Below are 23,856 nucleotides of genomic sequence, written 5' to 3'. Positions count from 1 at the left end.
TAAACTACCATGCATACAAGCGCTTACTGGATAGGGCATTTCAAGGCAAATCTCCTCCAAAAACGGATCAACTGGGACCAGCAGCCCAACATCACCCAAAATGAAATTACCACCATATTGCATTCCCTGCAGGCCTGGCAATTGGGTGAAACATCCGAAGGCCGGCAGCTGATAGCCGCAGCAGAAAAATACGCGCTCAAAACCGGCGAACCTGAATTTGTGGAAGCCACCAGGCTGTTCATAAAGGAAGAACAAAAGCATGGTAATAATTTAGGAACCTACCTCGACAGGATTAGCATGCCGCGCATTAAGAAGAACTGGGGCGACAGCCTGTTCAGGTGGGTTAGGCACCTGAACACCAGCATGGAGTCATGGACACTAGCGGTTATAGTTGTAGAAAGCACGGCGCAGATCTTTTACCAATCGCTTAAGGATGCTACCGGCTGCGGGCTGTTAAAGGAGATCTGCACCGATATTTTGATAGATGAGGCCTATCACATCACTTACCAAACCGAGCACCTGGCGGCCATCTATTACAGCAAATCTGCCTTTTCCAAAAATTGGCGCAAGCCGGTTTACAAGTGCTTTTTTTACTGCACCTCGCTGTTGGTATGGTATGCCAACAGCGGACTATTCAAAGCAGGCGGCAACACTTTTGAAGGCTACATGAACAAAATGTACCTGAAGTATAATAAAACCATTAAAAAGATCACCAGTCCGCTGGTAATGCAATTAATTTAATTCAAAAACGATATGAAACGATACATAATCCTGGCAAGCATTGGGCTGCTGATCAGTTACATCAAGATCCGCGATAAAAACAATTACCGCTACACATTTAACACTGACCGTAACCTGTATGTGGAAGTTTACAGCACCGGCCTTGTAGGCAACCTGAAAGCCGAATACCTTACCGACTCCACCAACTTCCGGGTTTACCTGGGCACATTCGACGATGAGCGCGGCTACATCCACTGCGCAATTAAGGGCGATAAGGTTTTGGTGGAGAAAAGAGAACATGGCGTAGAAAAGGGACCAAAATGGGATGAACTTAAAACGGTTGAAAGAAAGATTTATAGTTTGATGGAATTGAAGAGGAGGCGAAATTTTGAATGAGAACCTCGCCGGTCATTCAGGGCGGGCCTGCACGATAAGCAATATTTTGCCAACACACAATAAAAAGTATTACCATGAACACAGACACATTAACCACATCAAGCCAGTGGTGGCTATATAAAAGAATAGAATATAACAAGGGCCTTGTTATCGCCGGTATAATTGCCTTTGCACTTTATTGTGTGCTTAGCCCCATAATTATTGCACCACATGAAGAATTTGAGGAAACCATTTTTGAGATGGCCTTCCAGGGTTTCGCTTATTTTATAATGATCTGTATTGCGAATGTTTTTTACACCTTAGGGTGGATAGTCGATACATCATTTAATAAAAATAACAGCCTGCTATTCAGGAATCGATTGTTTGCCCTAGGCTATTGGTTCTCCTTTGCCTTACCGATCCTCTTAATTCTTAGCGTAATGGCTCGGTTCCTTATTTTGGGAAAATAGAAAGCTATAACGTCAATTACTTATCTAATAAAAATCAAAATACAATAGTCATGCTTTTCAAATCATTCATATACAGTCTAAAAGTTTGGTTAACCAGCGTAGCTATTACGCCGTTGGTGTTTTCCATACTCGCATATTCAGGGGGAAATGTGTTGAATGACAGTGTTTATGAACAGATAAACAGAGCAGCCTATCAATACGGGATGATCTTAGTTTTTGAGCTCCTGTTTTCGTTTATAACCTAGGTAATATTTCTCATCATTATTCAATTAACTGTTACCTATTTTAAACAGCGGATCACCCGCCTGACGATAATATCCATTTCGGGTATTTTGTTGGCAATGGGAACGTTTATGGTGATTCTAACGCCGGTCGATGCATTTAACATAACAAGAGGTTTTGGCGGATTAACGCTTTGCACCTGTTTTTGCATCGCCGCAGGCTCCTGGTTTTATAAGCTGGAGCCCTCGCCTAAAACTTTAACAGAATTTAACGAAAATATTGTTTAAATTACACAATACCAATTTGGTTTTTGGTATATAATTTAGTTTATTTGTATTTCAAGGCAATTTATTATGAGTCGGGAGCTATTGGAATTTTCAGACATGATAGATGAGCAGTTCGATATATTCATCGATGAGCCGGATAATTTCTGGCAAGAGGTAGTGAATATGTTTATTTGACTGTAAGTTTATTCTTTTCGCCGTTGGCTGACCGCAGCCAACTATGATGCTTTTTGCCCGTTCTCCCGTTAAACATTCCGACCCTTACAACAATTAGAACCTCTACAACCCTTACAACTTTAATCAACATTTCCCTACCTTTGCACCCTGATGAATCAAGTTGCTAAAAAGAAGTTTTTTGAAGATGTTGCCATTATCGACATTGCCGAAGAGGGTAAAGGTGTAGGTAAGGCCGATGATTTTGTGCTGTTTGTTGACAAGGCCGTACCCGGTGATATTGCCGACGTAATGATTTACCGCAGCAAAAAGAATTTCGGTGAAGGCCGGATAACTGAGCTCAAAAAACCATCCGAATACCGCACCCAGCCTTTTTGCGAACACTTTGGCACTTGCGGCGGCTGTAAATGGCAGCACATGACCTACGAAGCGCAGCTGAAATTCAAACAAAAATCCGTAGCCGATGCATTAACACGACTGGCTAAGATAGATGTAAGCGACATGGATGCCATTGTGCCCTCCCCTGCTGACAAATATTACCGCAACAAGCTGGAATATACCTTCAGCAACAAGCGCTGGCTATATGATGGCGAGAGTCGCGATAACGAGGAACTGAACATGAATGCACTGGGCTTTCACATCCCCGGGCGTTTTGATAAAATATTGGATGTTAACCATTGCTGGTTACAGGCCGAACCATCAAATACCTTAAGGAATACCATCCGTGAGTTTGTGATCCGCGAGGGCTATACCTTTTACGATTTGAAGGCGCATACCGGTGCTTTGCGGAATTTGATTATCCGCACCTCATCAACCGGCGAAGTAATGGTGATCGTGGTTTTTGCTTACGCCACGGAGGAAGAAGTGAATAAGCTGATGACCTACATCGACAGTAACTTCCCGGAGATCACGTCCCTGCTTTACATCCTCAACGAAAAAAAGAATGATACTATTTTCGACCAGGAAGTAATTGCCTTTAAAGGACCGGAATATATCCACGAGGAAATGAATGGCATCAAGTTCCGCATTGGGCCGAAGTCGTTTTATCAAACCAACTCCATCCAGGCATTAAAGCTATACGAAATAACCCGCGACTTTGCAGGCTTTACCGGCAATGAACTGGTTTACGATTTATACACCGGCGCAGGCACCATTGCCAATTTTATTGCAGGTAGCGTACGCGAGGTTGTAGGAGTTGAATACGTACCCTCGGCTATTGAGGATGCGAAGATCAATTCAGCCATCAATAACATCACCAATACCAAATTTTTTGCCGGCGATATGAAGGATGTGCTGGTTGCTGATTTTGTAGCAGAACACGGCAAGCCGGATGTGATCATCACCGATCCGCCGCGCGCAGGCATGCACCCGGATGTGGTGGCACGCCTTATGGAAATTGAAGCGCCCAAAATTGTCTATGTAAGCTGCAACGCCGCGACACAGGCCCGCGATCTGCTGGTATTAAAGGAAAAATACGACACGGTAAAAATTCAGCCGGTGGATATGTTCCCGCATACGCAGCATGTGGAAAATGTTGTGCTGTTGGTATTGAGGTAGTGCATGGTTGATGGTTCATAGTTCATGGTAGAAGGTCCATGGACGATGGTCGATAGTCCATAGTGAGGATTAAAATTAGACTTGAAATCAGCGTCATCAATTAAATCAGTAAAATCAGCGGTCAAAATCGGTGTAATGAATCAAGAAATCGGTGCAATCAAAAATAATAATATGGAACCGGAAGAACTTTTAAACGAAAATAGAGATAACAACGAGGGGGTACAAAAGGAAAGTCCGCTGTTGAGTTTGGAAAAGGATCTGAAATTTTTCAATGAATCCATCCGCGAGGTTGCGGTTGAAATTATGGTTGAGGGACTTTCCAGCTATCCCATCTTTATAGCCCATCAGCACGAATTAGCCTTAGGCGAATTGATCCTCGACCGCTTCGACCTTAACACTGAGTGGAGCATCCACGCATCCACCCTCGAGGAGTTTGTTGAGAAAGGGGTTATAAAGGAAGTATTGAAGGAACGGTTTATCAACAGCTATAAAAACCCGCACGATTATATGTGTGTATTTGTGGTGGTACCCGAGGGTGCGAATTTTGTTTATGTACCGTATGTGAAATAATAATAGATGAATTGTTATAGAGTTGTATTGTTAAATGGTTTAATTTTACTTTTATAAAGGCAATCGTAATAAACAATACAGTCCGAAATACAACAATAGCTCAACACAACAATAAAGCAATGTCAGACAAACACCTCCTTATATTAAACCAGCAGCAAATTCAGCAGAAGATTGACCGGATTGCCTACCAGATCCTGGAGGATAATTTTGAGGAAGAAGAGATCCTGATAGCGGGCATCCTGCCCAGCGGCGATAAAATTGCCCGGCGGATAAAAGGCATTCTTGATAATATTGCGCCCTTTAAAAGCACCTTTATAGGCATCGAGCTTGATAAGCAAAGCACCAGCCTTAAGGCCAAGATCAACTTCGATGTGCAGGATTGCAGCAATAAGGTAGTTGTTTTGGTGGATGACGTACTGAACAGCGGCAAAACATTAGCTTATGGCTTTGGCGTTTTCCGCGATGTACCGCTGAAAAAACTCCGCACCGCCGTGTTGATAGATCGCAACCACAAAAAATTCCCGATGACCACCGATTATGCCGGCATGGCGCTTTCAACCGTATTGAAGGAGTTTGTGGATGTTATTTTGGATGAGGAAGGTAAAGAGGATGGGGTTTATTTGAGGTAGAATAAATAAATCATCAAACTATGTCATTGCGAGAAGCGCAGCGACGAAGCAAACTCGTAGCTGTACAGGGCGAATAGAAAAGTGTAGAATTTGCATAGCGTTAATGCATTGGCGACGAGATTGCTTCACTCGTACCTCGTTCGCAATGACAAACTGTAATTTATACTAACAGCATCTCCACCACCTTCTCAGCAGTCAAACTCAAACCATTCGCAGTAACAGTGGCCTGCTTGTAGAACGGTTCCCTTTCTAGCAATTTTTCACCAATAAAGGCAATCAGCGCATCGCCATGTTTATCGCGCAGCAGGGGACGGGTAACTTTTTCGTGTTCCAGTCTGTCGGCGAGGGTTTTGGGTGAGAGCTGGATGTATAAGGACCTACCATGGGCGTTGATCCATTCCATGTTATCAAAAAAACAGGGTAAGCCTCCGCCAGTTGAGATCACCGCATGTTCAGGGTATTTGGTTTGCTTTAATACTTCCGATTCCAGCTTGCGAAAGGCATCCTCGCCAAAGCTGCTGAAATATTCGGCTATGCTCATGCCGGCTTGTGCCTCCAGGATATGGTCAAGGTCCATAAACTCATAACCCAGCCGGGATGCCAGCTTACGTCCCAGCGTAGTTTTGCCGCAGCCCATAAAGCCAATCAAAAATATCAAACCTAAACCTTTATCTTCCGAATTACTCATTACTTTTTCTTACTATGGAACATCGACTATGGCCCATGGACTACTTTACTGCTGGAAATATTTCTTTACCAAATCATCGTATTTCGGCATGGAGTGGTAATGCCATTTGTTGATCACTATTCCGTTCTTCATCAGCAGGATGCCCGGGTTGGCACGTACCATGGTTTTCAGCGGCACCCCATCGGCATAAAAAATCTCGAACATTAAGTGGTGCTGCTTGCTGAACGCTTCGGTATACTGGTGCGAATTGGAGGTAAGCATTACTGTACGTGTATTAAAATTTTGCGCCAGGTTTATGGCCATGGCATTCAGGCGGTCTATTGCTTCCACATCGGCTTTATCCAAATTATCGGCTACGATGATGACGTTGGTGTATGGGTTTGACAGCAGTTCCTTTGTGTAATCATTCCCTTGTGCATCCTGGATGGCAAGATCACGGATGAGCGGGGTAAAACCCTTCTTCACCAGCCGGCTTTCCGGCTGCCCGACAACCTCCCAATTATTATCCTTCCAGATATTGGTTTTGATGTAGTCGGTGTTGGTCATGGTTTTGGCTTCACCCGTCTTTTTATTTTTCAGGTTATAGGTAAGCTCAAACTCATCCGGCTTTGCACCCGGCGGGGTTTTCATTTCATCAAGCAGGTTAGCGCCGATTTTATACGGCAGAAAATCAACAACAGGTGAAAAATTATAAGTGTATAAACCAAAGCCAACTGACAGAACAGTAGCAGCAATCAGCAAATTATCTCCGGTTTTAGGGCTGAATAGCGGCTCGATATTGCGACGGTTGCGAAACAGCACCAATATCAACAACAATAAAACCAGATCCTTACTAAACGACTGCCATGGCGTTAACGGAATGGCATCGCCAAAACATCCGCAGGTTTCCACTACATGGAAAGCTGCCGAGTAAAAGGTTAAAAAGGCAAAAAAGATGATCAGCAGCAGTAGTCCCCATGCAACCGATACCGCCCGTACCCCTATCAGCAAAGCAAAACCCAGGATAATTTCAAGCGCGCATAACGCTATGGCTATGGTAAGCGCAAGGCCGCTCAAAAACGTCATATGGAATACTTCGAAATATTCTTCCAGCTTGTACGAGAAGCCAAGCGGGTCGTTTATTTTAACAAGGCCGGAAAATATAAAAAGCAGGCCAACCAAAATGCGGGCAGCCCATACCAGGGGTGATGTTTTGTTTTTCATTTGTTATAAGTGTTGCAAAAGTTGTAGTTGTTGAAAAGGTTAAGCAATTTTAACCCTCACAACGTTTACAACGCTTTCAACTTTTAGAATGGCTAAAGATACATCTTTTCGTAAAAAGGTAACGCTGAATGCAGGCGGGAAACTTATTGATTTAAGTAAGCCGAAAGTGATGGGCATTATCAACCTCACGCCGGATTCGTTTTATGCGGGCAGCCGCAAGCAAGGTGTCGACGACGCCTTACAACAGGCAGAAAAAATGCTTACTGAAGGCGCTGATTTTTTAGACCTTGGCGCCTATTCCTCACGCCCCGGCGCGGACGATATTTCCATACAGGAAGAAACCGACCGGTTGCTGCCCGTGATTGAGGCGATAGTGAATAGCCTCCCTCAAGCTGTTTTGTCTATCGATACATTCCGTTCGCAGGTTGCGGAGGCAGCGATCAGAGCAGGCGCACATCTTATTAATGATATCAGCGGCGGGCAGTTGGATGCTGATATGTTTGCCACTGTTGCCCGCTTGCAGGTGCCTTATATTTTAATGCACATGAGGGGAAACCCGCAAAACATGCAGCAGCTTACGGATTATGAAGATATTTTTGGAGAAGTGTATGATTACTTTACTAGCAGGTACTACCAATTAAAGCAGTTGGGCGTACATGATGTAGTGATCGATCCCGGTTTTGGGTTTGCAAAAACGCCGGAGCAGGGTTACGCTTTAATGAGCCGTTTGCAGGATTTTGACATGTTGGGATTGCCGGTATTGGTTGGCATTTCCCGCAAAAGCATAATTTACAAGGTAACCGGCGGTAAGTCTGCCGATGCATTGAACGGAACCACAGCATTAAATACCATCGCCCTCACAAAAGGAGCCAATATATTGCGCGTACATGATGTTAAGGAAGCCGTTGAAGCAATTATGATTTGGGAAAGGTGTAAATAGATGAAAATTCTAATTGCGACCATAGCGGATATTGAAGCGCTCACCAACGTAGAGATTGAAAGCAAACTACGATCATTTGAAAAAAATGAAGAAGTTGCGATTGATTATGACACCCGCCTTTACCGCTGGAACACCTATTTTAAGGAATTATCCCCGGCAAGCGCGAAACCGGAGCGCGTAGTTTACAAAGCTGTTATTGACGATCAAATAATCGGGTACATAGCCGGCCATTTAACAGGCAGGTATGATAAGGATGCAAAGATCCAGTCGTTTTATGTTTTGCGGGACCGGCAGCGTAGTGGTGCTGGTACGCTTTTACTGAAAAACCTGTTAAGCTGGTTAGCTACCCATAATGTGCAAAGCCTTTGCGTTGGAATTGAACCCGACAACCCTTTCCAGGCCTTTTACCTAAAATACGGCGGCGTGCATTTAAACCCGCATTGGATCTGCTGGGACGATATTAAAACCTTACGCGCTAAAACAGGTCAATCCTGATCACTTCTTTAAATAAATTGATAGCAGCCCATCTGCGATATTGGTACCAATTATCAGGGTATCTTTTTTAAGTTGGAGCGGCTCACTTGTAGTGCTGTGATCAAAGTAAATATACGCCACCTTGCCAGCGCCAAGCGAGTACGCATTTTCCTGGATATGAAAGGTCCCCTGTTTTATAACTACAGCCTTTTGATAAAAAACATAGGTACTATCAGCATTAAACTGCACAATGTTGCCACTACCCGGCGCAAAATATATCCCCGGCTGCAGACCGCCATCCTGGTACCACAGTTCCCATTTCGCGAATAACGCGGTGCTGGTGGCGGGGGTTGTTTTCTTAATTATTTTATCCTTTCTACATCCTGCAGCTATCAAAGCAACAAATAAAACAAATGCAATTCTTTTCATAGTCGTTAAATTATAATTGTTGCCTGACATATAAGGATGTCACACCATCAGGAAAAGTATCTCCAATGGTTAAAGTATCTGATTTTAAATATATAAAACTACCTATAGTTCCGCCATTAAGGTATAAACCATCGTATTTTTTATCCCCAACGGTTATATTGTTCCTTATAATTTTATAAGGCCCCTGCGAATTCTGTTTGGAGTCGGTGAAGCTTGCGTAGGTGCCGTCCGACTTAAATTGCATCAAAGTACCATTCCCTGCAGGCACATCCTTATCAACCCCGGCAATGGTGCCCGAATAATGCCTCAATTCCCATGTGCCGGTTAATCCGGCTGGAATAAGGTTGCCCTTTTTACAGCCGGCAATACTCGCTGATATGCAGATAATAAATAAAAATATTTTCACGCCGGTTTATTTATTGTTATTACGGCGATATAATTAACAACGCTACAGCAGGTTATAAATAATAAATGACTGGTATTTTATTTCGCTGTACTTTTCTATAAGCACCACAATCCCAACGCTTGACCCGTAGGGTCTACCTCTTTGTAGAAATCCCGATACGACTTCTATTGCCTCGTAGAGGCTACCCTTTTACATTATATGTTGTTGTATTTTCAATAAACTTTGGTCCCAAGCTTATCCCGCTTACATTGTGCCGACAAAGGGTAGCCTCTAAGAGGCAAAATATTTACTTCTATATTTTCTACAAAGAGGTAGACCCTACGGGTCATCCCATTCCCCCCCTAAAATTTCACAGATTACAAGATAAATTTTGTAACTATTTGGCGTCACATCCGTCAAATCATTACATTTACGTAAAACAACAAGCGTTATAGAAAAAAGTTATGAAAAGAAAAAATGCAATAATTCCGGGTGGCATCCTTGTGATTTTTATAGGTGCATATTTTGTACTGCAGCAGGGGTTGCTGATTGGCACTATAAGCGGGGCAGTTGCAGGTTTACTTTTTGCAGCTACAGTATATTTCTTTTCATCTTCCAAAATCATTCAAAGGCAAACCAATATCGCCATCAATAGCGATGAATCGATAATATTTGTCGGCGGTGCAAATCATTTTTTAAATGGTGAAGCGGTTGGTGGCAAATTATACCTGTTAAATGATAAGCTGTATTTCAAGTCCCATAAATTCAACGCCCAAAATCACGAGCTTCAAATTACCATTGATGGCATCAGGGGAGTAAGTTTCTACAACCTGTTCGGGGTGATCAATAGAGGTTTGGAGATCCAAACAACCAACGGCAACGAAGAAAAGTTTGTTGTTTATAACAGGGATAAGTGGAAAATGGCTATTGAGAAGATAAAAGGGGAGAAATAATCAACTCTACCCCACCAACTCCATTACCCTCAACACCTCATCAATATATTCCCTGTCATTGGCCAGACGCGCCGACCGCCAAGTTTGCCCTTTTTACTCATGGATTCAGTACGGTATCTTAGATATTTTCTTGTGCTATTGACAACGTTAGTTATATTTGAAATATGCGTATCTACCTAGATAACTGTTGTTTTAACAGACCATTTGATAATCAATCGAGTATTCGGGTAAAGTTAGAAACCGATGCAAAGCTATATGTCCAATTATTAATCAGAGAAAGGAGATTAGAGTTAGCTTGGTCATATATACTTGATTTTGAAAACGATGCCAATCCATTTGCTGAGAGAAAGTATACCATTGAAAAATGGAAAGGGCTCTCAATTATTGATGTAATAGAAAATAAGGATATTATATCGAAAGCCCTTACATTTGTAAAACAAGGGATTAAATCAAAGGACGCGCTGCACTTAGCTTGTGCAGTAGAAGCGAAATGTGAATATTTTTTAACCACAGACGATTTGATTCATAAGAAAACGCAAGGCATCAATGAAATTAAAGTACTTAGCCCTGTTGAATTTATACAAGTAGTTGAAGAATTATGACAACGATAACTGATACAGAAGTAAAACAGAAAGGATTGGGCGCATTACTTGACGCCCTGGGAGAAGTTGACGCAGAACGCTTTATTACCCTGCTTAACAGGGATCCATTTGATTACACTACATGGCAAAAAAATCTTTTTGGAGATCTTGGGGTAAATGAGATAAGTTCTAAAGCTATGGCTGGCAGGAAGAAAAGTTCTTAGCAAATATTTTCTAATAATCCTCTACCCCACCAACTCCATCACCCTCAACACCTCATCAATATACTCCCTGTTATTGGCAAGCCTCGGTACTTTATGCTGACCACCCAGCTTACCTTTCTCTTTCATCCAGTTAAAGAAGGTTCCTTCAGGGGCGCGGTGTACTATCGGGCGGCGCAGGGCCAGGTCTTTAAACCGCTTGGCATCGTAGTCGGAGTTTACGCGGCGCAGGGTTTCATCTAAAATGTCAATAAACCGCTCAAACTCGGCGGGTTTCTTTTCAAATTCAATTACCCATTCGTGAGCGCCGCATTCGTCGCCGTTAAAGTATATGGGGGCTGCGGTATAATCGCGGATAATGGCGCCGGTTTGCTGACAGGCTTCATCCAATGCACGCTCGGCATTATCTATGATCAGTTCCTCGCCAAAGGCATTGATGAAATGTTTTGTACGCCCGGTTACCTGGATGCGGAATGGTGAAAGGGATGTAAACTTAATGGTATCGCCTATCATGTATCGCCATAAACCCGCATTGGTACTGATGATGAGCGCATAGTTTTTATCAAGTTCTACCTCATCCAGCGTCAATGTTTGCGGGTTTTCGTCGTGTAAATGCTCCAGCGGTAAAAACTCGTAAAATATTCCATAGTCCAGCATCAGCAGCATTTCGCCTGGCTCGCGGGTATCCTGAATGCCGAAGAAGCCTTCGGATGCATTGTAATTTTCCAGGTAATACATATTATCGCTCGGGATCAGCTTTTTAAATTGCTCGCGATAGGGTGTAAAGTTTACTGCGCCGTGAAAATAAAGCTCCAGGTTGGGCCATACCTCCAGCAGGTTCTTTTTGCCGGTGATCTCAAGAATACGTTTAAATAATAAAATATTCCAGGTAGGCACGCCGCTCAGGCTGGTTACATTCACATCTTTGGTGGCGTATGCCATTTTCTCAATCTTCTCTTCAAAGTTATCCAGCAGGGCAATGTCCATGTGCGGGGTGCGGTGTAGCTCGGCCCAAAGGGGCAAATTTTTCATCAGCACAGCCGAAAGATCGCCAAAGGAAGTATCAGCGCTTAGCTCACTCACCTGGTAGCTGCCGCCAAGGGTAAGGATTTTCCCCGTAAACATGCGGGCATTGGGAACGTTGTTAAAATAGATGGTAAGCAGGTCCTTGCCGCCCTTAAAGTGGCATTCCTCTAATGATTCCTCACTTACCGGGATGAATTTACTCCTGTCGCTGGTGGTGCCCGATGATTTGGCGAACCACCGGATCTCCGAGGGCCAAAGCACATTTTGCTCCCCCTTCAACATCCGCTCGATATAGGGCTTCAGCGTATCGTAGTTCTGGATGGGAACCCGCTCCTTAAACTGTTCTAAATGAGTAATGGATTTATAACCGTACTTACGGCCCCACTCGGTTTTCTCCGCACCCGAGATGAGTTGCTCAAACCACTCCTCCTGTACCTCATTTGGGTATTTCATAAAAAGCTCGATCTGGTGGATGCGCTTTTTCATGAACCAGGTAAAAACGGAGTTAAAAAGGGTCATGTGGTGAGTGGTGAATTTGTGATTTAGTGAATTAGTGATTGAATATATTAGATAAAACCCTGTGCTTTTTCCTCCTAATCTCTAGCCTCTATTCTCTAATCTCTGCCGCAGGCTTATCAAAATTGAAAACTTTTCTTTTTAAAACAAAATTCGAGCCGAGGTACACCTTACGCACCATTTCGTTATTGGCCAGCACTTCGGGTACGCCCGATTCCAGCAGCTTGCCTTCAAAAAGCAGGTAGGCGCGATCTGTAATGGAAAGCGTTTCCTGTACGTTGTGGTCGGTTATCAGGATGCCGATATTGCGGGTTTTTAGTTTAGCCACCATGGTTTGAATTTCTTCCACAGCGATAGGATCCACACCAGCAAAAGGCTCATCCAGTAAAATAAAATTAGGCTCGGCAGCAAGTGCACGGGCAATTTCGGTACGCCTGCGCTCACCGCCCGACAGTAAATCGCCACGATTACGGCGTACTTTATGCAAGCTAAACTCGTCTATCAATTCTTCCAGCTTATCCTTCTGGCGATCCTTTGGCATGGTACCCATTTCCAAAACGGCCTTTATATTATCCTCGACAGAAAGCTTTCTGAAGATGGACGCCTCCTGCGCCAGGTAACCTATCCCCTTTTGGGCACGGCGGTACATGGCATCGCCGGTAATGTCAACATCATCTAAAAAGATCTTCCCCTCATTAGGCTTTATTAATCCCACAATCATGTAAAACGACGTAGTTTTACCCGCCCCGTTAGGCCCCAGCAAACCTACGATCTCGCCCTGCGACACGTTGAAGCTTACATCGTTTACAACCGTACGCTGCTTATATTTTTTTAATAGATTTTCTGCTCTTAAGTTCACTTTATTTATTGGATTTCACCGATTTTTGTTTGATTTCACCGATTTTGTTTCTGAACCATGATTTGCCTGATTAGAGTATTATCTGATTCTTTATAATTTAAGACTCGTTTTCCATGGACTATGGACCATCGTCTATTGACTCTTCCTACCATGAGCTATGAACCATCAACTATGAACTTTCTTTCCATGGACTATGGACCATCGTCTATCTACTTTTCCCTAACCTCTGATCTCTAGCCTCTAATCACTAAACCGAATCCCCTTCACATTCAACTGTATCGTTCTTTTTTCCTTCCAAACGTTTTCCTCAATGGTGTAACACATATCAAATGGTATGTTTTTTAACAATTGGGGCAGGTGTTCGCCCTGGTTAAATGCAATGCAATCAAACATAGCCGAATCTTCCTGCATTACAGTCATTTTTATGTGATTAGCGCCCACCATATTTGCATAACCGCTAACATACACATTTTTACTTATGAAAACCGGCGCCATATTCTCGGGCCCAAAGGGTGCAAACTGGTTCAGGATGCGAAAAAACTTCGGTTCTACCTGGCTTAAACGTAATTCTGCGTCAATCTGTATCTGCTGGATCAATTGTTCAGGTTTTATTGTTGCCGATACCACTTCCTCAAACTTTGCCGAAAAGGCTTCCACGTTTTCGGGCAGCATGGTTAAGCCTGCTGCATACCTGTGTCCGCCAAACTGGATCAACAGATCGCTGCACCCGCAAAGGGCTTCATACAGATCATATCCCAAAACAGAACGCGCCGAACCGGCCACATGACCATTGGAACGTGTAAGCACAATTGTTGGCCGGTAATATTTTTCGGTTAAGCGCGAAGCAACGATACCGATAACGCCCTTATGCCAGTTTTCGTTAAATAACACGGTGGATTTCCTGGCGATCAGTGCGTCATCGTTGTCAATCATCCCCAAAGCTTCATCGGTTATGGATACATCGTGGCCCTTACGTTCGGTATTCCTAACATTAATCATTTCGCTTTTATCCTTAGCGATGTGTTCTTCTGCCGCTATCAGCAGTTCAACCGCATGTTTGGCGTCATCAATTCGCCCGGCAGCGTTAATGCGCGGCCCAAGCAAAAACACCACATCGGATATGGTGTAGAACGTTCCCCGCCCTGCAACTTCCATCAGGGTTTTAACGCCCATGCAGGGGTTACTATTTATTTTAGCCAATCCCAAATGGGCGAGCACGCGGTTCTCGCCGGTTATGTGTACAATGTCACAAGCAATACTGATGGCCACCAGGTCCAGGTAGCAATTCACTTCGCTAAACGGGATATCATTTTTTTCGGCATAAGCCTGGATCAGCTTAAAGCCAATGCCGCAGCCGGAAAGTTCCTTAAAGGGATATTCACAATGGGCCTGTTTTGGATCGAGGATGGCAACGGCGGCGGGTAGTTCCTCGCCCGGCAGGTGGTGATCGCAAATGATAAAATCAACGCCCTTTGTGTTAGCATAAGCAATTTTATCAACCGACTTAATGCCGCAATCCAGCGCAATGATCAGCTTGAAATTATTGTCAGCAGCATAATCGATCCCCTTTGTGGAGATGCCATAACCCTCCAGGTAACGGTCGGGAATGTAATATTCTAAATTATCGTAATATTTTTTGAAGAAGCTGTAAACCAATGATACGGCAGTAGTGCCATCCACATCATAATCACCATAAATTAAAATCTTTTCCCCGGCTTCCATTGCAGCTTCTATCCGCAGGACAGCCTGCTCCATGCCAGCCATTAAAAACGGGTCGTGCAGGTGGCGCTCGTCAGGCCTGAAAAACAGCTTTGCCTCGTCAAAATCCTTAATCCCCCTGTGGATCAGCAGTGTACTTAAAATCGGATCAATATTTAATGCGGCAGCTAAATTCTTTACTTCATCCTGATCAACATCTGGCAGCACTGCCCACCGTTTATTCATATCTTTGTAGCTTAAAAAACGATAAAGATAGGGATTAGGTTTAGAGATTAGAGACAAGAGGTTAGAGATTAGGAAAAAAAATCATAACGTTAAATCCACACTTTATCTACACATATTATACAAACTCACATTGTCATTGCGAGGAGGTACGACGAAGCAACCTCGTAGCTATACAGGGCGAAAATGCAGGGCGACGAGGTTGCCACGCTATCGCTCGCAATGACAAGAGTGGATCATTTATATCATATACAAATGAAAATATTCACCTTAGCCGAGGGCTCTTATTCTGTTGATGCTACTAAAAAGTTCATCCCTTTTAACCCTGAAATTGATAGCCCTAAGGACAGGCCGGCTTCGCTTTTCATCCATGTAAATCCGTTTTTGGTTCAAACTGATACCGACCTGATACTTTTAGACACCGGCCTTGGTTACAAAGATACCCGCGACGAATTGTTTATCCACCAGCACATCCGCAACGCAGGGTTTGACCCGGAGGAAGTAACATTGGTGATCATGTCGCACCTGCATTATGATCATTCCGGCGGTTTAGTGGTAGAGCGCGGCGGTAAATTAGTACCAAGCTTTCCAAATGCAGAGCATGTGATTCAGAAGCGGGAATGGGAAACAGGCTTGTCCGGCGCTTCATCATCCTACCATAAGGAAATTTTCGAGGCGTTGCAAGGCAATATTAAACTAACCCTTGTTGAGGGCAGCGGCGAATTTAAACCGGGAATCCGTTATGAACTGTCGGGCGGACATGCTCCTTATCACATGGTGATCTGGATGGAAAACAATGGCGATAAATGTTTTTTTGGCGGCGACGAGTTGCCTGAACCTGAACAATTGATCAGGAAATTTATAGCAAAATATGATTATGACGGGCGGAAGGCGATGCAGCTTAGGGAAGAATATGGCAAAATAGCGGCAGCACAGGGTTGGACCTGCTTATTTTATCACGCAAAATCCTTATGCGTTGGTAAGGTAGTTTATAACGACGAACATTTTAAGGTTATCCCTGCTTAAGCCGGATCTTCAACTTTAAAAAGTTCAACTATCTTTTCAACGTTTAATGGTTTTGAAATAAAATCCTTAACAAGTGGATACGAACGTGCCTTGTTGATGTCGTTACTGAATACAGAAGACGAGATGATATAAATTTTGCATTTGCCCAGCGGATCAAGGTTGAGGCGCTTAAACTCATCCAGGAATTCCCAACCATTCATTATCGGCATGTTTATATCCAGCAGGATATAATCAGGCAATCTCTCCGGCGACTCCTTCTGCAATTCCACTAACTGATCAATAGCATATTTACCGTTAAGGCAAGCCATGATCTCGGTATTCGAGAGCGCCTTCTTTATCAGCTTGATGGAAATGAAGTTATTTATTTCATCATCATCAACAAGTAAAATACTAACAGATCTGCTATTAAACTCCATATAACTAAATTATGATATGCTTTATACGCAACAAAAATTTAAAAGGTTATATTCCTTTTACGAATAATTTAAGAAAACTATGATAAAAGTTAAACGGTAATTATTAGGTTCAATTGCTCAATCGAGGGCTTGATTGGGTAATATTGATTAAAATTAATACTTTAGGCTGAACATTCCAATAGCCCGTCCATGAAAAAAATCTCCTTGCTTTTTTTACTGATAGTTAACCTGACAACCATAGCAAAAGCCCAGAAAACCGCTGACATTCAGTCGGCAACAAAAGGTCTTACAAAGTACACCGGGTATTTTAATTTTTATTGGGATGAAGCAACAGGCAAGATCCTGCTGGAGGTGGATAAATTTAATACCGAATTTTTATATGTGAATTCGCTACCTTCCGGAGTAGGATCAAACGATTTAGGGTTAGACCGTGGGCAAATTGGCGACAGCCGCATCGTAAAATTTATAAAAAGCGGGCCAAAAGTTATGCTGATGCAGCCTAATTACACCTACCGTGCGGTGAGCAATAACGCCGATGAGCGAAAATCGGTAGAAGAGGCGTTTGCACAATCGGTTATCTGGGGATTTAAAGTTGAGGCCCGGGATGGTGACAAGGTTTTGATAGATTTCACACCGTTTTTGCTGCGCGATAGCCACCATTTGGCCGACAAGCTGGGGAACAGCGACCAGGGCGGCTATAGTTTAGACGAAACGCGCTCGGCAATCTATTTACCTAATACCAAAAGCTTCCCTGAGAATTCGGAATTTGAAGCGACTATCACTATTACAGGAAAAGCAAAGGGTGCAGAGATCAGCTCTGTAACGCCCGATCCTAATTCTGTTACGGTGAGGATGCACCAATCGTTTATTAAGCTGCCCGATGATGGTTATAAGATCCGCAAGTTTGATCCGCGTTCTGGTTTTTATGATCTGAGCTATATGGATTACGCTACGCCGATAGATCAGCCGATAGTAAAACATATGCTTACCCGGCATCGCCTGCAAAAAAAGGATCCAACTGCTGCCATGAGCGAGGCGGTAAAACCTATTATTTACTATGTTGACCGCGGCGCACCTGAACCTGTACGCACCGCCCTGATGGAGGGCGCAGCATGGTGGAACCAGGCATTTGAGGCTGCGGGTTATAAGGATGCGTTCCAGGTGAAATTGTTGCCGGAAGATGCCGACCCGATGGACATCCGCTATAATATGATCCAGTGGATCCATAGGTCGACGAGGGGCTGGTCGTACGGCGAGTCGATCAATGACCCGCGCACGGGCGAGATCATCAAGGGGCAGGTATCATTAGGCTCGCTGCGCGACAGGCAGGACTTTTTAATTGCCGAGGGACTTTTGCAACCTTACGAAGATGGTAAACCCAGCAGCGATAAAATGTTAAAAATGGCCATCGCCCGCCTGCACCAGTTGGCAGCACATGAAGTTGGGCACACGCTTGGTTTACAACATAACTTTGCTGCCAGCACCAATAAACGTGCTTCGGTTATGGATTACCCACCACCTGCGTTTACTTTAAATGCCGAGGGAACTGTCGACCTGTCCAACGCTTATACCACAGAAATTGGCACCTGGGACAAGCGCGCCATTTTATACGGCTACCAGGACTTCCCGGCCGGGACAAACGAGGATGAGGCTTTAAAAGGAATTTTAGCCGAAACCCTGAAACAGGGACAGGTGTATATAACAGACGAGGACGCACGCCCGGCAAGCGGAGCCCATCCCCTCGCCCACCTGTGGGACAACGGCACAAACGCCGCCGATGAACTCAACCGCCTGCTCGACATCCGCAGGAAATTATTAGATAATTTTTCAGAAAAAGCTATTCGCCAGGATGCGCCAATGGCCACCATAGAGGAACCATTGGTACCGATATATTTATTGCACCGCTACCAGGTGGAAGCCGCTTCAAAAATGCTGGGTGGCGTTTATTACACCTATGCCCTTAAAAACGACGGCCAGCCTACTACGCGGTTTATTCCAGCTGCCGAGCAGTGGAAGGCTTTTAATGCATTGATGCGTTCGGTAAGCCCGGATGCGCTGGCATTGCCTGAAGCATTGATTGAAAAAATCCCGCCGAGGCCGCCCGGTTACCCGCGCACCCGCGAGCTGTTTAAATCGCGAACCGGCTTAACATTCGATCCAATGGCTGCTGCTGAAGGAGCCGCCGCCACTACCCTGCAATTTATGCTGCAGCCACAGCGTGCCGCAAGGCTGGTTGAATATAATTCAAGAGATAATAGTCAACCAGGGTTGATCCCGGTGATAGATAAACTGATTGCCCAAACATGGAAAACGCCGCAGCTTGCCGGTTACAAAGGCGAATTGCAGCGCATGGTGAACAATTTAACATTGAAGCAGTTGTTAACTTTGGCAACCGATAACCATGCGGCCGAAAGCGTGCGCGGGATTGCGCTGATGGAAGTTGACGGCCTGAAATCATGGTTGATCATCCACCTGCGTTTGGCGGGCGAGGGTACGGCTTATAAGGCAAACCTTACATTTGGCCTTTCGCAGATCGAAGCTTTTGAAAAGGACCCGGCGCAGTTTAAACCGGCAACACCCGTGGTAATGCCGGATGGCAGCCCGATTGGAGAGGATTGATGTGCGAATGATGGATGTGCGAATGTGCGGATTGAAAAAATTAAACCCACTTGTCATTGCGATGAACGAAGCAACCGCGAACTTTGCATTACCGTTAGCAGAGTTCACGAATTGAATCGTAATGACATATTTCTATACAAAACCTATGTCAAAACCAATAGTAACAGGCCTGATGGCCTACGGAATGTCGGGCAGAATATTTCATGCACCGTTTTTGGGTACTAAACCCGAATTTAAATTTAAAGCTGTGGTGGAGCGGCATGAGAAAAAAGCCGCCGCAATATACCCGGATGTGATCAGCTATAACTCGATAGATGAATTGCTGGCTGACGACGAGATCGAGCTTGTGATTGTTAACACCCCCAACGATACGCATTTCGATTTTACAATCAGGGCGCTTAACGCCGGTAAACACGTATTGCTTGAAAAACCTGCGGCAGCAACAGGCGCGGAGGTAAAGATCATGTATGACCTGGCGCGTGAGAAAAATCTGCACCTGATGCTGTACCAAAACCGCCGTTACGACAGCGGCTTCCTGCTCGTAAAGGAAGTAATTGAAGGCGGTAGGCTTGGCCAGCTTATAGAGGTACACATGCGGATGGACAGGTATAAAACAGCCTTGAGTCCGAAGGCATTTAAGGAATCAAAGGCAGCGGCGGCAAATGGGTTGGTTTATGACCTCGGGCCCCACCTGATAGACAATGCCATCGCCCTGTTTGGCAAGCCGTTAAGCTTCACAAAGACTACAGGTATTTACCGGGAGAACTCGGAAGTACCGGATTATTTTCATTATCACCTCCTCTACCCAAACCAACTGAATGTATATTTAACCGCAGGCCTGTTGATGGCCGAGGTGATGCCCGCCTTTGCCATTTATGGCACGCTGGGCAGCTTTGTTAAGGACCGCCGCGATACCCAGGAAACCGAGCTTGACAAAGGGATGATGCCGAACGATCCGGCTTATGGACTGGAACCCGAAGGCAGCGATGGCGAACTGGTAATTATGGGGCCTGACAACAAAAGAGAGAGCGAATGGCTAAAACCGCTAAGGGGTGGCTATAATACTTTATTTGAAACCGTTTATCATACAGTCCGCGATAATGCGTTATATCCGGTAACGGAAGAACATATCGCCTGGCAATTAGAATTGCTTGAAGCGTAAAAATATCGTATATATGTCCCCGATTAATCTGCAATTAAATACAATGAAAAAAATATTATTCCTGTTAGGCTTTATCGCAGTGGTTAGCTGCACCCGTGCACAAACATTTACCCCGCCGCCAACCATTCCCCCTTATAAAATATTAACTACCGACAGCGTTTACGAAACCCCGGCCAACCTTAAGAAGAACAAGGCCACCATGATCATTTATTTTTCGCCGGATTGCAGCCATTGCCAGCACCTGATGTTCGAGATGAAGCCTTACATGAAGGACTTTAAGAACGTGCAGGTAGTGATGATAACTTTTGCTCAGCCATTAAAAGCTTCACAGGTTTTTTACCGCGATTACGACCTGAAGAAATTTCCTAATTTTAAAGTGGGCACTGAGGGATATTCCTTAGTGGTTCAGAAATATTACCACGTTGCAACTACCCCATACATCGCTATTTACGACAAAAGCGGCAAGCCGTTTAAGTACTACGAGAAGCCGCCAAGAGTTGAAGAATTGGTTACTGATGTGAAGAAGCTGTAAGCTGATTATATTTTTCTGTGCCTCCTTTGTGAACTCCGGGTTAAAATAGTCATCGGGTTCAAAAAGGAGGCATTGTTATTTCTGCAATTTTTCACATAAGTGTAACATTTACACCAGTTTTCATCCAATCCTCCAAAAATGCACCGTTCATATCAACATAGTTACATGCTTTATTGCTGTATAAAATCTAAAAAAGTGATTTTTGCGGGATGAATCAAAATGTAATAAAAACGATCTTTTTTTCGCTTTGCATATTTTCTTTTATCAGTTTAAAGGCACAGCAAACCCCGGCTGGCGGTACCATATCAGGCAGGCTTGTGGACGCGGTGAATAGCCAACCGCTGGAGCTGGCTACCGTATCTCTTGTTCGTAAATCAGATAATCACCCTATAAAAAGCATGCAGACCGATCTGCAGGGCAACTTCTCATTAACCGGTATCGACAACGGCCAGTACCAATTGCGCGCAACCTATGTGAGCTATTTATCCTTTTTAAAGGATAGCATCAACGTTACCCCGGCAAAACAGGTGATCAACCTGGGCGATATCAAACTGCGCCAGGGCAAGGGCGTGCTGAAAGAAGTAGTGATAACCGCGCAAAAAAGCCAGATCCAACTGGGGATCGACAAAAAGTCGTTCAACGTGGAGCAGAGCCTGGTGAGCCAGGGTGGTTCCGCTACCGACCTGCTGGCTAATGTGCCATCTGTGCAGGTTGATGTGGATGGTAATTTGAGCCTCCGCGGATCGAGCAGTGTGCGGGTATTGATCAACGGCAAACCATCGGCATTAACAGGCGGAAATATTGCGGACATCCTGCAATCCATCCCCGCCAGCTCTATCGAAACCATCGAGGTAATTACCAACCCGTCGTCAAAATACGATGCGGAGGGGCAATCGGGCATTATCAATATCGTACTAAAAAAGAATGTGCAGAAGGGCTTTACAGGTTCGGCAAGTGCGTCGGTAGGTACACAAAGCACCTATAACGGCAACTTTGCGCTTGCTTATCAAAACAGCAAGATAAATATTTACGGTAACTACAGCTACCGCAAGGGCACCCGGATCGGCGACGGCTTTACCAACAAAAGCACCATCGCCGACTCGTTAACCCAAACACAAAATCAAACCCAAAACCAGCAATTTACCTTTACCGGGCAAAATATTCGCGGCGGTATCGATATCAACCTGGATCCTAAAACAACCCTGGGCTTCTCAACCAATGTCAATATCCGCGACCGTGACCGCAACCAAAGCGGAAGTACCATTACCAATCAGAACGGAAGTATCCTGCAACAGATCAACCAAAACAACTTATCAAGCGGCAGCGGTACCAATCTTGATTTCAATGTGGATTTTGATCACAAATACAAAAAGAAGGGCGAAGAACTTACCGCAAACGTTAACTACGGCACCGATAAGAACAACAATTTCGACGACCTGTTCAGTGAGTATCTCGACTACGGCCCGCCACTAAACACCCGCACCGATCAGCATAACACCACCACCGGCACTGGTAAAAACTGGAATATCCAGGCTGATTACACCCTGCCGCTTACCAATGGCAAACTGGAGGCAGGTGTACGCAGCACCATCAATAACAGCGACAACAACTTCGTATCAGACACGCTAAACAATACCGGCGGATACGATTATAACCCGTACCTGAGCAACCGCTTTATTTACAAGGAAAACGTAAACGCCGCCTATACCAATTACCAGCACCAGTTTGGCAATTTCGGCTTACAGGTGGGTTTAAGGCTGGAGGACGCTCACATCCGTACCTCGCTTATCGACAGTGTTAATGTGCCGCATAAACAAGATTATGTGCGCCTTTACCCAAGCGTATTTTTAACCGACAAGCTTTCAGAAAATCAAACTTTACAATTAAGTTACAGCCGCCGTGTATCACGTCCGCGCGACAGGCAGCTATCGCCGTTTATTGACGAAAGCGACCGTTTGAATTACCAGCAGGGTAACCCGGATTTGAGACCAGAAGACACCCACTCGTTCGAATTGAGCTATATTAACTACTGGAAAAGCGTAACGCTCACCTCATCGGTGTATTATAGGCTGACGAATGATAACATCCAGCGCATTACCACGCCGCTTAGCCCTACTAATTTGGATACGACGATCACCACTTTCGAGAATTTAAAGTCGGCTTCAAATGCAGGATATGAGCTGATTGCCAAGGTGAGCCCAAGCGCATTGCTTGATTTAACCGGCAACGTGAATATCTATTACCGCCACATTGACGGTGACGCCGCGCTGAACCTTGCCGCCACCAGCGGTTACGCATGGAATGGCAATATCACCGCCAACATCAAACCTATTAAACCGCTTGGCTTCCAGATTCGTGCCGACTACCAGGGGCCGCAAGTAATTCCCCAGGGAAAAATGCGCGCCATGTACGGCGTTGACGGCGGCGTTAAGTACGACCTCACCAAAACGCTGAACATCAGTGCCAACGTGCGTGACATATTTAACACCCGCAAGTTCAGGTCCGACATTAATTACAATACCCCATACTTTACCAGCTCACAGGTTAGCGAGCGCAGGTTTTCAACCCGCACGGCTATCTTCACGCTGTCGTACCGCTTTGGCAACAACGGCATCCCGCAAAAACGCAAGGAGAAAAAGGACAACAACCAGCAGGATCAGCAGGACAGTATGCCTGATGAAAATGGCGGAGGTGCTGCCCCAGCCAGCGGAAATGGCGGAACTCCTGCAGCCGGAGGTGTGAAAGGGAAAGGATAAAATATTTTCTATCTACCTACAAAACGAAAGACCCGCTGTGATGGAGGGCACTGAAAAAGTCCAATTAGGACAAACGGGGTATAGAATTTAGTTTTCTACTCCGTTTTTTGTATCTTAAGGTGTCGGGA

Annotated in this window: 25 protein-coding genes; 17 read left to right on the top strand and 8 right to left on the bottom strand. The window is 44.7% G+C overall.

What is annotated here, in order from left to right; genetic code table 11:
• The first annotated feature begins 9 nt into the window (after nucleotides 1-9).
• From KXD93_RS26725 to KXD93_RS26695, 7 genes are all read left to right on the top strand, one after another.
• Nucleotides 10-741 (top strand): ferritin family protein, encoded by a 732-nt coding sequence (locus tag KXD93_RS26725; RefSeq protein WP_258140597.1) that lies wholly within the window; start codon nucleotides 10-12, stop codon nucleotides 739-741.
• 12 nt (nucleotides 742-753) lie between these two features.
• Nucleotides 754-1,116 (top strand): hypothetical protein, encoded by a 363-nt coding sequence (locus tag KXD93_RS26720; protein WP_258140596.1) that lies wholly within the window; start codon nucleotides 754-756, stop codon nucleotides 1,114-1,116.
• Between the two features lie 74 nt (nucleotides 1,117-1,190).
• Nucleotides 1,191-1,565: a hypothetical protein gene (locus KXD93_RS26715; protein WP_258140595.1), complete on the top strand. Its 375-nt coding sequence runs from the start codon at nucleotides 1,191-1,193 to the stop codon at nucleotides 1,563-1,565.
• Between the two features lie 50 nt (nucleotides 1,566-1,615).
• Complete coding sequence (locus KXD93_RS26710) at nucleotides 1,616-1,810, top strand: hypothetical protein (RefSeq protein WP_258140594.1); 195 nt, start codon at nucleotides 1,616-1,618, stop codon at nucleotides 1,808-1,810.
• Nucleotides 1,811-2,398: 588 nt separating this feature from the next.
• A complete protein-coding gene (gene rlmD / locus KXD93_RS26705; RefSeq protein ID WP_258140593.1) occupies nucleotides 2,399-3,802 on the top strand; it encodes a 23S rRNA (uracil(1939)-C(5))-methyltransferase RlmD in 1,404 nt (467 codons plus the stop codon).
• Between the two features lie 171 nt (nucleotides 3,803-3,973).
• A complete protein-coding gene (locus KXD93_RS26700; protein WP_258140708.1) occupies nucleotides 3,974-4,372 on the top strand; it encodes a hypothetical protein in 399 nt (132 codons plus the stop codon).
• Nucleotides 4,373-4,491: 119 nt separating this feature from the next.
• Nucleotides 4,492-5,001: a phosphoribosyltransferase family protein gene (locus KXD93_RS26695; protein ID WP_258140592.1), complete on the top strand. Its 510-nt coding sequence runs from the start codon at nucleotides 4,492-4,494 to the stop codon at nucleotides 4,999-5,001.
• Nucleotides 5,002-5,161: 160 nt separating this feature from the next.
• On the opposite strand, the gene KXD93_RS26690 is transcribed toward KXD93_RS26695, so the two are convergent.
• Nucleotides 5,162-5,689 (bottom strand): shikimate kinase, encoded by a 528-nt coding sequence (locus KXD93_RS26690; protein WP_258140591.1) that lies wholly within the window; start codon nucleotides 5,687-5,689, stop codon nucleotides 5,162-5,164.
• 45 nt (nucleotides 5,690-5,734) lie between these two features.
• Complete coding sequence (locus KXD93_RS26685; protein ID WP_258140590.1) at nucleotides 5,735-6,892, bottom strand: BT_3928 family protein; 1,158 nt, start codon at nucleotides 6,890-6,892, stop codon at nucleotides 5,735-5,737.
• Between the two features lie 88 nt (nucleotides 6,893-6,980).
• Here KXD93_RS26685 and folP point away from each other — a divergent pair, with 88 nt between their 5' ends.
• Nucleotides 6,981-7,832 carry a dihydropteroate synthase gene (gene folP / locus KXD93_RS26680; RefSeq protein WP_258140589.1) on the top strand — a complete coding sequence of 284 codons (852 nt, stop codon included), beginning with the start codon at nucleotides 6,981-6,983 and terminating at the stop codon, nucleotides 7,830-7,832.
• The gene (locus tag KXD93_RS26675) at nucleotides 7,833-8,327 is read left to right on the top strand and encodes a GNAT family N-acetyltransferase (protein WP_258140588.1); all 495 of its coding nucleotides are present in this window, start codon (nucleotides 7,833-7,835) and stop codon (nucleotides 8,325-8,327) included.
• Here the strand turns inward: KXD93_RS26675 and KXD93_RS26670 are convergent, their stop codons facing one another.
• Together KXD93_RS26670 and KXD93_RS26665 are read right to left on the bottom strand one after the other, a co-directional pair.
• Nucleotides 8,328-8,735 (bottom strand): hypothetical protein, encoded by a 408-nt coding sequence (locus tag KXD93_RS26670; RefSeq protein WP_258140587.1) that lies wholly within the window; start codon nucleotides 8,733-8,735, stop codon nucleotides 8,328-8,330. It abuts the gene before it with no gap.
• A gap of 10 nt (nucleotides 8,736-8,745) precedes the next feature.
• Nucleotides 8,746-9,141 (bottom strand): hypothetical protein, encoded by a 396-nt coding sequence (locus KXD93_RS26665; protein ID WP_258140586.1) that lies wholly within the window; start codon nucleotides 9,139-9,141, stop codon nucleotides 8,746-8,748.
• A 443-nt stretch (nucleotides 9,142-9,584) separates the two neighbouring features.
• Between KXD93_RS26665 and KXD93_RS26660 the strand changes: the two genes are divergently transcribed.
• From KXD93_RS26660 to KXD93_RS26650, 3 genes are all read left to right on the top strand, one after another.
• Nucleotides 9,585-10,073: a YtxH domain-containing protein gene (locus tag KXD93_RS26660; RefSeq protein ID WP_258140585.1), complete on the top strand. Its 489-nt coding sequence runs from the start codon at nucleotides 9,585-9,587 to the stop codon at nucleotides 10,071-10,073.
• Between the two features lie 164 nt (nucleotides 10,074-10,237).
• The gene (locus tag KXD93_RS26655; protein ID WP_258140583.1) at nucleotides 10,238-10,675 is read left to right on the top strand and encodes a PIN domain-containing protein; all 438 of its coding nucleotides are present in this window, start codon (nucleotides 10,238-10,240) and stop codon (nucleotides 10,673-10,675) included.
• The gene (locus KXD93_RS26650; RefSeq protein WP_258140582.1) at nucleotides 10,672-10,878 is read left to right on the top strand and encodes a hypothetical protein; all 207 of its coding nucleotides are present in this window, start codon (nucleotides 10,672-10,674) and stop codon (nucleotides 10,876-10,878) included. Before KXD93_RS26655 ends, KXD93_RS26650 begins: the two co-directional genes overlap by 4 nt.
• Nucleotides 10,879-10,899: 21 nt before the next feature.
• On the opposite strand, the gene KXD93_RS26645 is transcribed toward KXD93_RS26650, so the two are convergent.
• The 3 genes from KXD93_RS26645 to recJ form a co-directional block, all read right to left on the bottom strand.
• Nucleotides 10,900-12,420, bottom strand: coding sequence for a GH3 auxin-responsive promoter family protein (locus KXD93_RS26645; RefSeq protein WP_258140581.1), 1,521 nt, complete (start codon nucleotides 12,418-12,420; stop codon nucleotides 10,900-10,902).
• Nucleotides 12,421-12,508: 88 nt separating this feature from the next.
• Nucleotides 12,509-13,276: an LPS export ABC transporter ATP-binding protein gene (gene lptB / locus KXD93_RS26640; RefSeq protein ID WP_258140580.1), complete on the bottom strand. Its 768-nt coding sequence runs from the start codon at nucleotides 13,274-13,276 to the stop codon at nucleotides 12,509-12,511.
• Between the two features lie 240 nt (nucleotides 13,277-13,516).
• Nucleotides 13,517-15,220: a single-stranded-DNA-specific exonuclease RecJ gene (gene recJ, locus KXD93_RS26635; RefSeq protein ID WP_258140579.1), complete on the bottom strand. Its 1,704-nt coding sequence runs from the start codon at nucleotides 15,218-15,220 to the stop codon at nucleotides 13,517-13,519.
• Nucleotides 15,221-15,472: 252 nt separating this feature from the next.
• On the opposite strand from recJ, the gene KXD93_RS26630 reads away from it, so the two are divergent.
• On the top strand, nucleotides 15,473-16,243 hold the full coding sequence (locus KXD93_RS26630) for an MBL fold metallo-hydrolase (RefSeq protein ID WP_258140578.1): 771 nt from the start codon (nucleotides 15,473-15,475) through the stop codon (nucleotides 16,241-16,243).
• On the opposite strand, the gene KXD93_RS26625 is transcribed toward KXD93_RS26630, so the two are convergent.
• Nucleotides 16,240-16,659, bottom strand: a complete 420-nt coding sequence (locus tag KXD93_RS26625) for a response regulator (RefSeq protein WP_258140577.1) — start codon at nucleotides 16,657-16,659, stop codon at nucleotides 16,240-16,242. The genes KXD93_RS26630 and KXD93_RS26625 overlap by 4 nt on opposite strands.
• Nucleotides 16,660-16,848: 189 nt before the next feature.
• Here KXD93_RS26625 and KXD93_RS26620 point away from each other — a divergent pair, with 189 nt between their 5' ends.
• The 4 genes from KXD93_RS26620 to KXD93_RS26605 all read left to right on the top strand — a co-directional run bounded on the left by KXD93_RS26620 (nucleotide 16,849) and on the right by KXD93_RS26605 (nucleotide 23,728).
• A complete protein-coding gene (locus KXD93_RS26620; RefSeq protein WP_258140576.1) occupies nucleotides 16,849-19,278 on the top strand; it encodes a zinc-dependent metalloprotease in 2,430 nt (809 codons plus the stop codon).
• A 145-nt stretch (nucleotides 19,279-19,423) separates the two neighbouring features.
• Entirely contained in the window at nucleotides 19,424-20,440 is a 1,017-nt protein-coding gene (locus tag KXD93_RS26615) for a Gfo/Idh/MocA family oxidoreductase (protein ID WP_258140575.1), read from the top strand.
• A 43-nt stretch (nucleotides 20,441-20,483) separates the two neighbouring features.
• Nucleotides 20,484-20,972, top strand: coding sequence for a TlpA family protein disulfide reductase (locus KXD93_RS26610; RefSeq protein WP_258140574.1), 489 nt, complete (start codon nucleotides 20,484-20,486; stop codon nucleotides 20,970-20,972).
• A 209-nt stretch (nucleotides 20,973-21,181) separates the two neighbouring features.
• Nucleotides 21,182-23,728 carry a TonB-dependent receptor gene (locus KXD93_RS26605; protein ID WP_258140573.1) on the top strand — a complete coding sequence of 849 codons (2,547 nt, stop codon included), beginning with the start codon at nucleotides 21,182-21,184 and terminating at the stop codon, nucleotides 23,726-23,728.
• Nucleotides 23,729-23,856: the final 128 nt, after the last annotated feature.

This window comes from Mucilaginibacter phenanthrenivorans, from assembly GCF_024721155.1.
GTDB lineage: Bacteria > Bacteroidota > Bacteroidia > Sphingobacteriales > Sphingobacteriaceae > Mucilaginibacter > Mucilaginibacter phenanthrenivorans.
The sequence above is the reverse complement of the archived record's forward strand: the minus strand, read 5'-3'. Positions and strand labels throughout refer to the sequence as shown.

Coding starts and splice junctions, on each gene's coding strand:
- KXD93_RS26725 (WP_258140597.1), top strand. CDS start 10: ATGCATACAAGCGCTTACTGGATAGGGCATTTCAAGGCAAATCTCCTC.
- KXD93_RS26720 (WP_258140596.1), top strand. CDS start 754: ATGAAACGATACATAATCCTGGCAAGCATTGGGCTGCTGATCAGTTAC.
- KXD93_RS26715 (WP_258140595.1), top strand. CDS start 1,191: ATGAACACAGACACATTAACCACATCAAGCCAGTGGTGGCTATATAAA.
- KXD93_RS26710 (WP_258140594.1), top strand. CDS start 1,616: ATGCTTTTCAAATCATTCATATACAGTCTAAAAGTTTGGTTAACCAGC.
- rlmD (WP_258140593.1), top strand. CDS start 2,399: ATGAATCAAGTTGCTAAAAAGAAGTTTTTTGAAGATGTTGCCATTATC.
- KXD93_RS26700 (WP_258140708.1), top strand. CDS start 3,974: ATGGAACCGGAAGAACTTTTAAACGAAAATAGAGATAACAACGAGGGG.
- KXD93_RS26695 (WP_258140592.1), top strand. CDS start 4,492: ATGTCAGACAAACACCTCCTTATATTAAACCAGCAGCAAATTCAGCAG.
- KXD93_RS26690 (WP_258140591.1), bottom strand. CDS start 5,689: ATGAGTAATTCGGAAGATAAAGGTTTAGGTTTGATATTTTTGATTGGC.
- KXD93_RS26685 (WP_258140590.1), bottom strand. CDS start 6,892: ATGAAAAACAAAACATCACCCCTGGTATGGGCTGCCCGCATTTTGGTT.
- folP (WP_258140589.1), top strand. CDS start 6,981: ATGGCTAAAGATACATCTTTTCGTAAAAAGGTAACGCTGAATGCAGGC.
- KXD93_RS26675 (WP_258140588.1), top strand. CDS start 7,833: ATGAAAATTCTAATTGCGACCATAGCGGATATTGAAGCGCTCACCAAC.
- KXD93_RS26670 (WP_258140587.1), bottom strand. CDS start 8,735: ATGAAAAGAATTGCATTTGTTTTATTTGTTGCTTTGATAGCTGCAGGA.
- KXD93_RS26660 (WP_258140585.1), top strand. CDS start 9,585: ATGAAAAGAAAAAATGCAATAATTCCGGGTGGCATCCTTGTGATTTTT.
- KXD93_RS26655 (WP_258140583.1), top strand. CDS start 10,238: ATGCGTATCTACCTAGATAACTGTTGTTTTAACAGACCATTTGATAAT.
- KXD93_RS26650 (WP_258140582.1), top strand. CDS start 10,672: ATGACAACGATAACTGATACAGAAGTAAAACAGAAAGGATTGGGCGCA.
- KXD93_RS26645 (WP_258140581.1), bottom strand. CDS start 12,420: ATGACCCTTTTTAACTCCGTTTTTACCTGGTTCATGAAAAAGCGCATC.
- recJ (WP_258140579.1), bottom strand. CDS start 15,220: ATGAATAAACGGTGGGCAGTGCTGCCAGATGTTGATCAGGATGAAGTA.
- KXD93_RS26630 (WP_258140578.1), top strand. CDS start 15,473: ATGAAAATATTCACCTTAGCCGAGGGCTCTTATTCTGTTGATGCTACT.
- KXD93_RS26625 (WP_258140577.1), bottom strand. CDS start 16,659: ATGGAGTTTAATAGCAGATCTGTTAGTATTTTACTTGTTGATGATGAT.
- KXD93_RS26620 (WP_258140576.1), top strand. CDS start 16,849: ATGAAAAAAATCTCCTTGCTTTTTTTACTGATAGTTAACCTGACAACC.
- KXD93_RS26615 (WP_258140575.1), top strand. CDS start 19,424: ATGTCAAAACCAATAGTAACAGGCCTGATGGCCTACGGAATGTCGGGC.
- KXD93_RS26610 (WP_258140574.1), top strand. CDS start 20,484: ATGAAAAAAATATTATTCCTGTTAGGCTTTATCGCAGTGGTTAGCTGC.
- KXD93_RS26605 (WP_258140573.1), top strand. CDS start 21,182: ATGAATCAAAATGTAATAAAAACGATCTTTTTTTCGCTTTGCATATTT.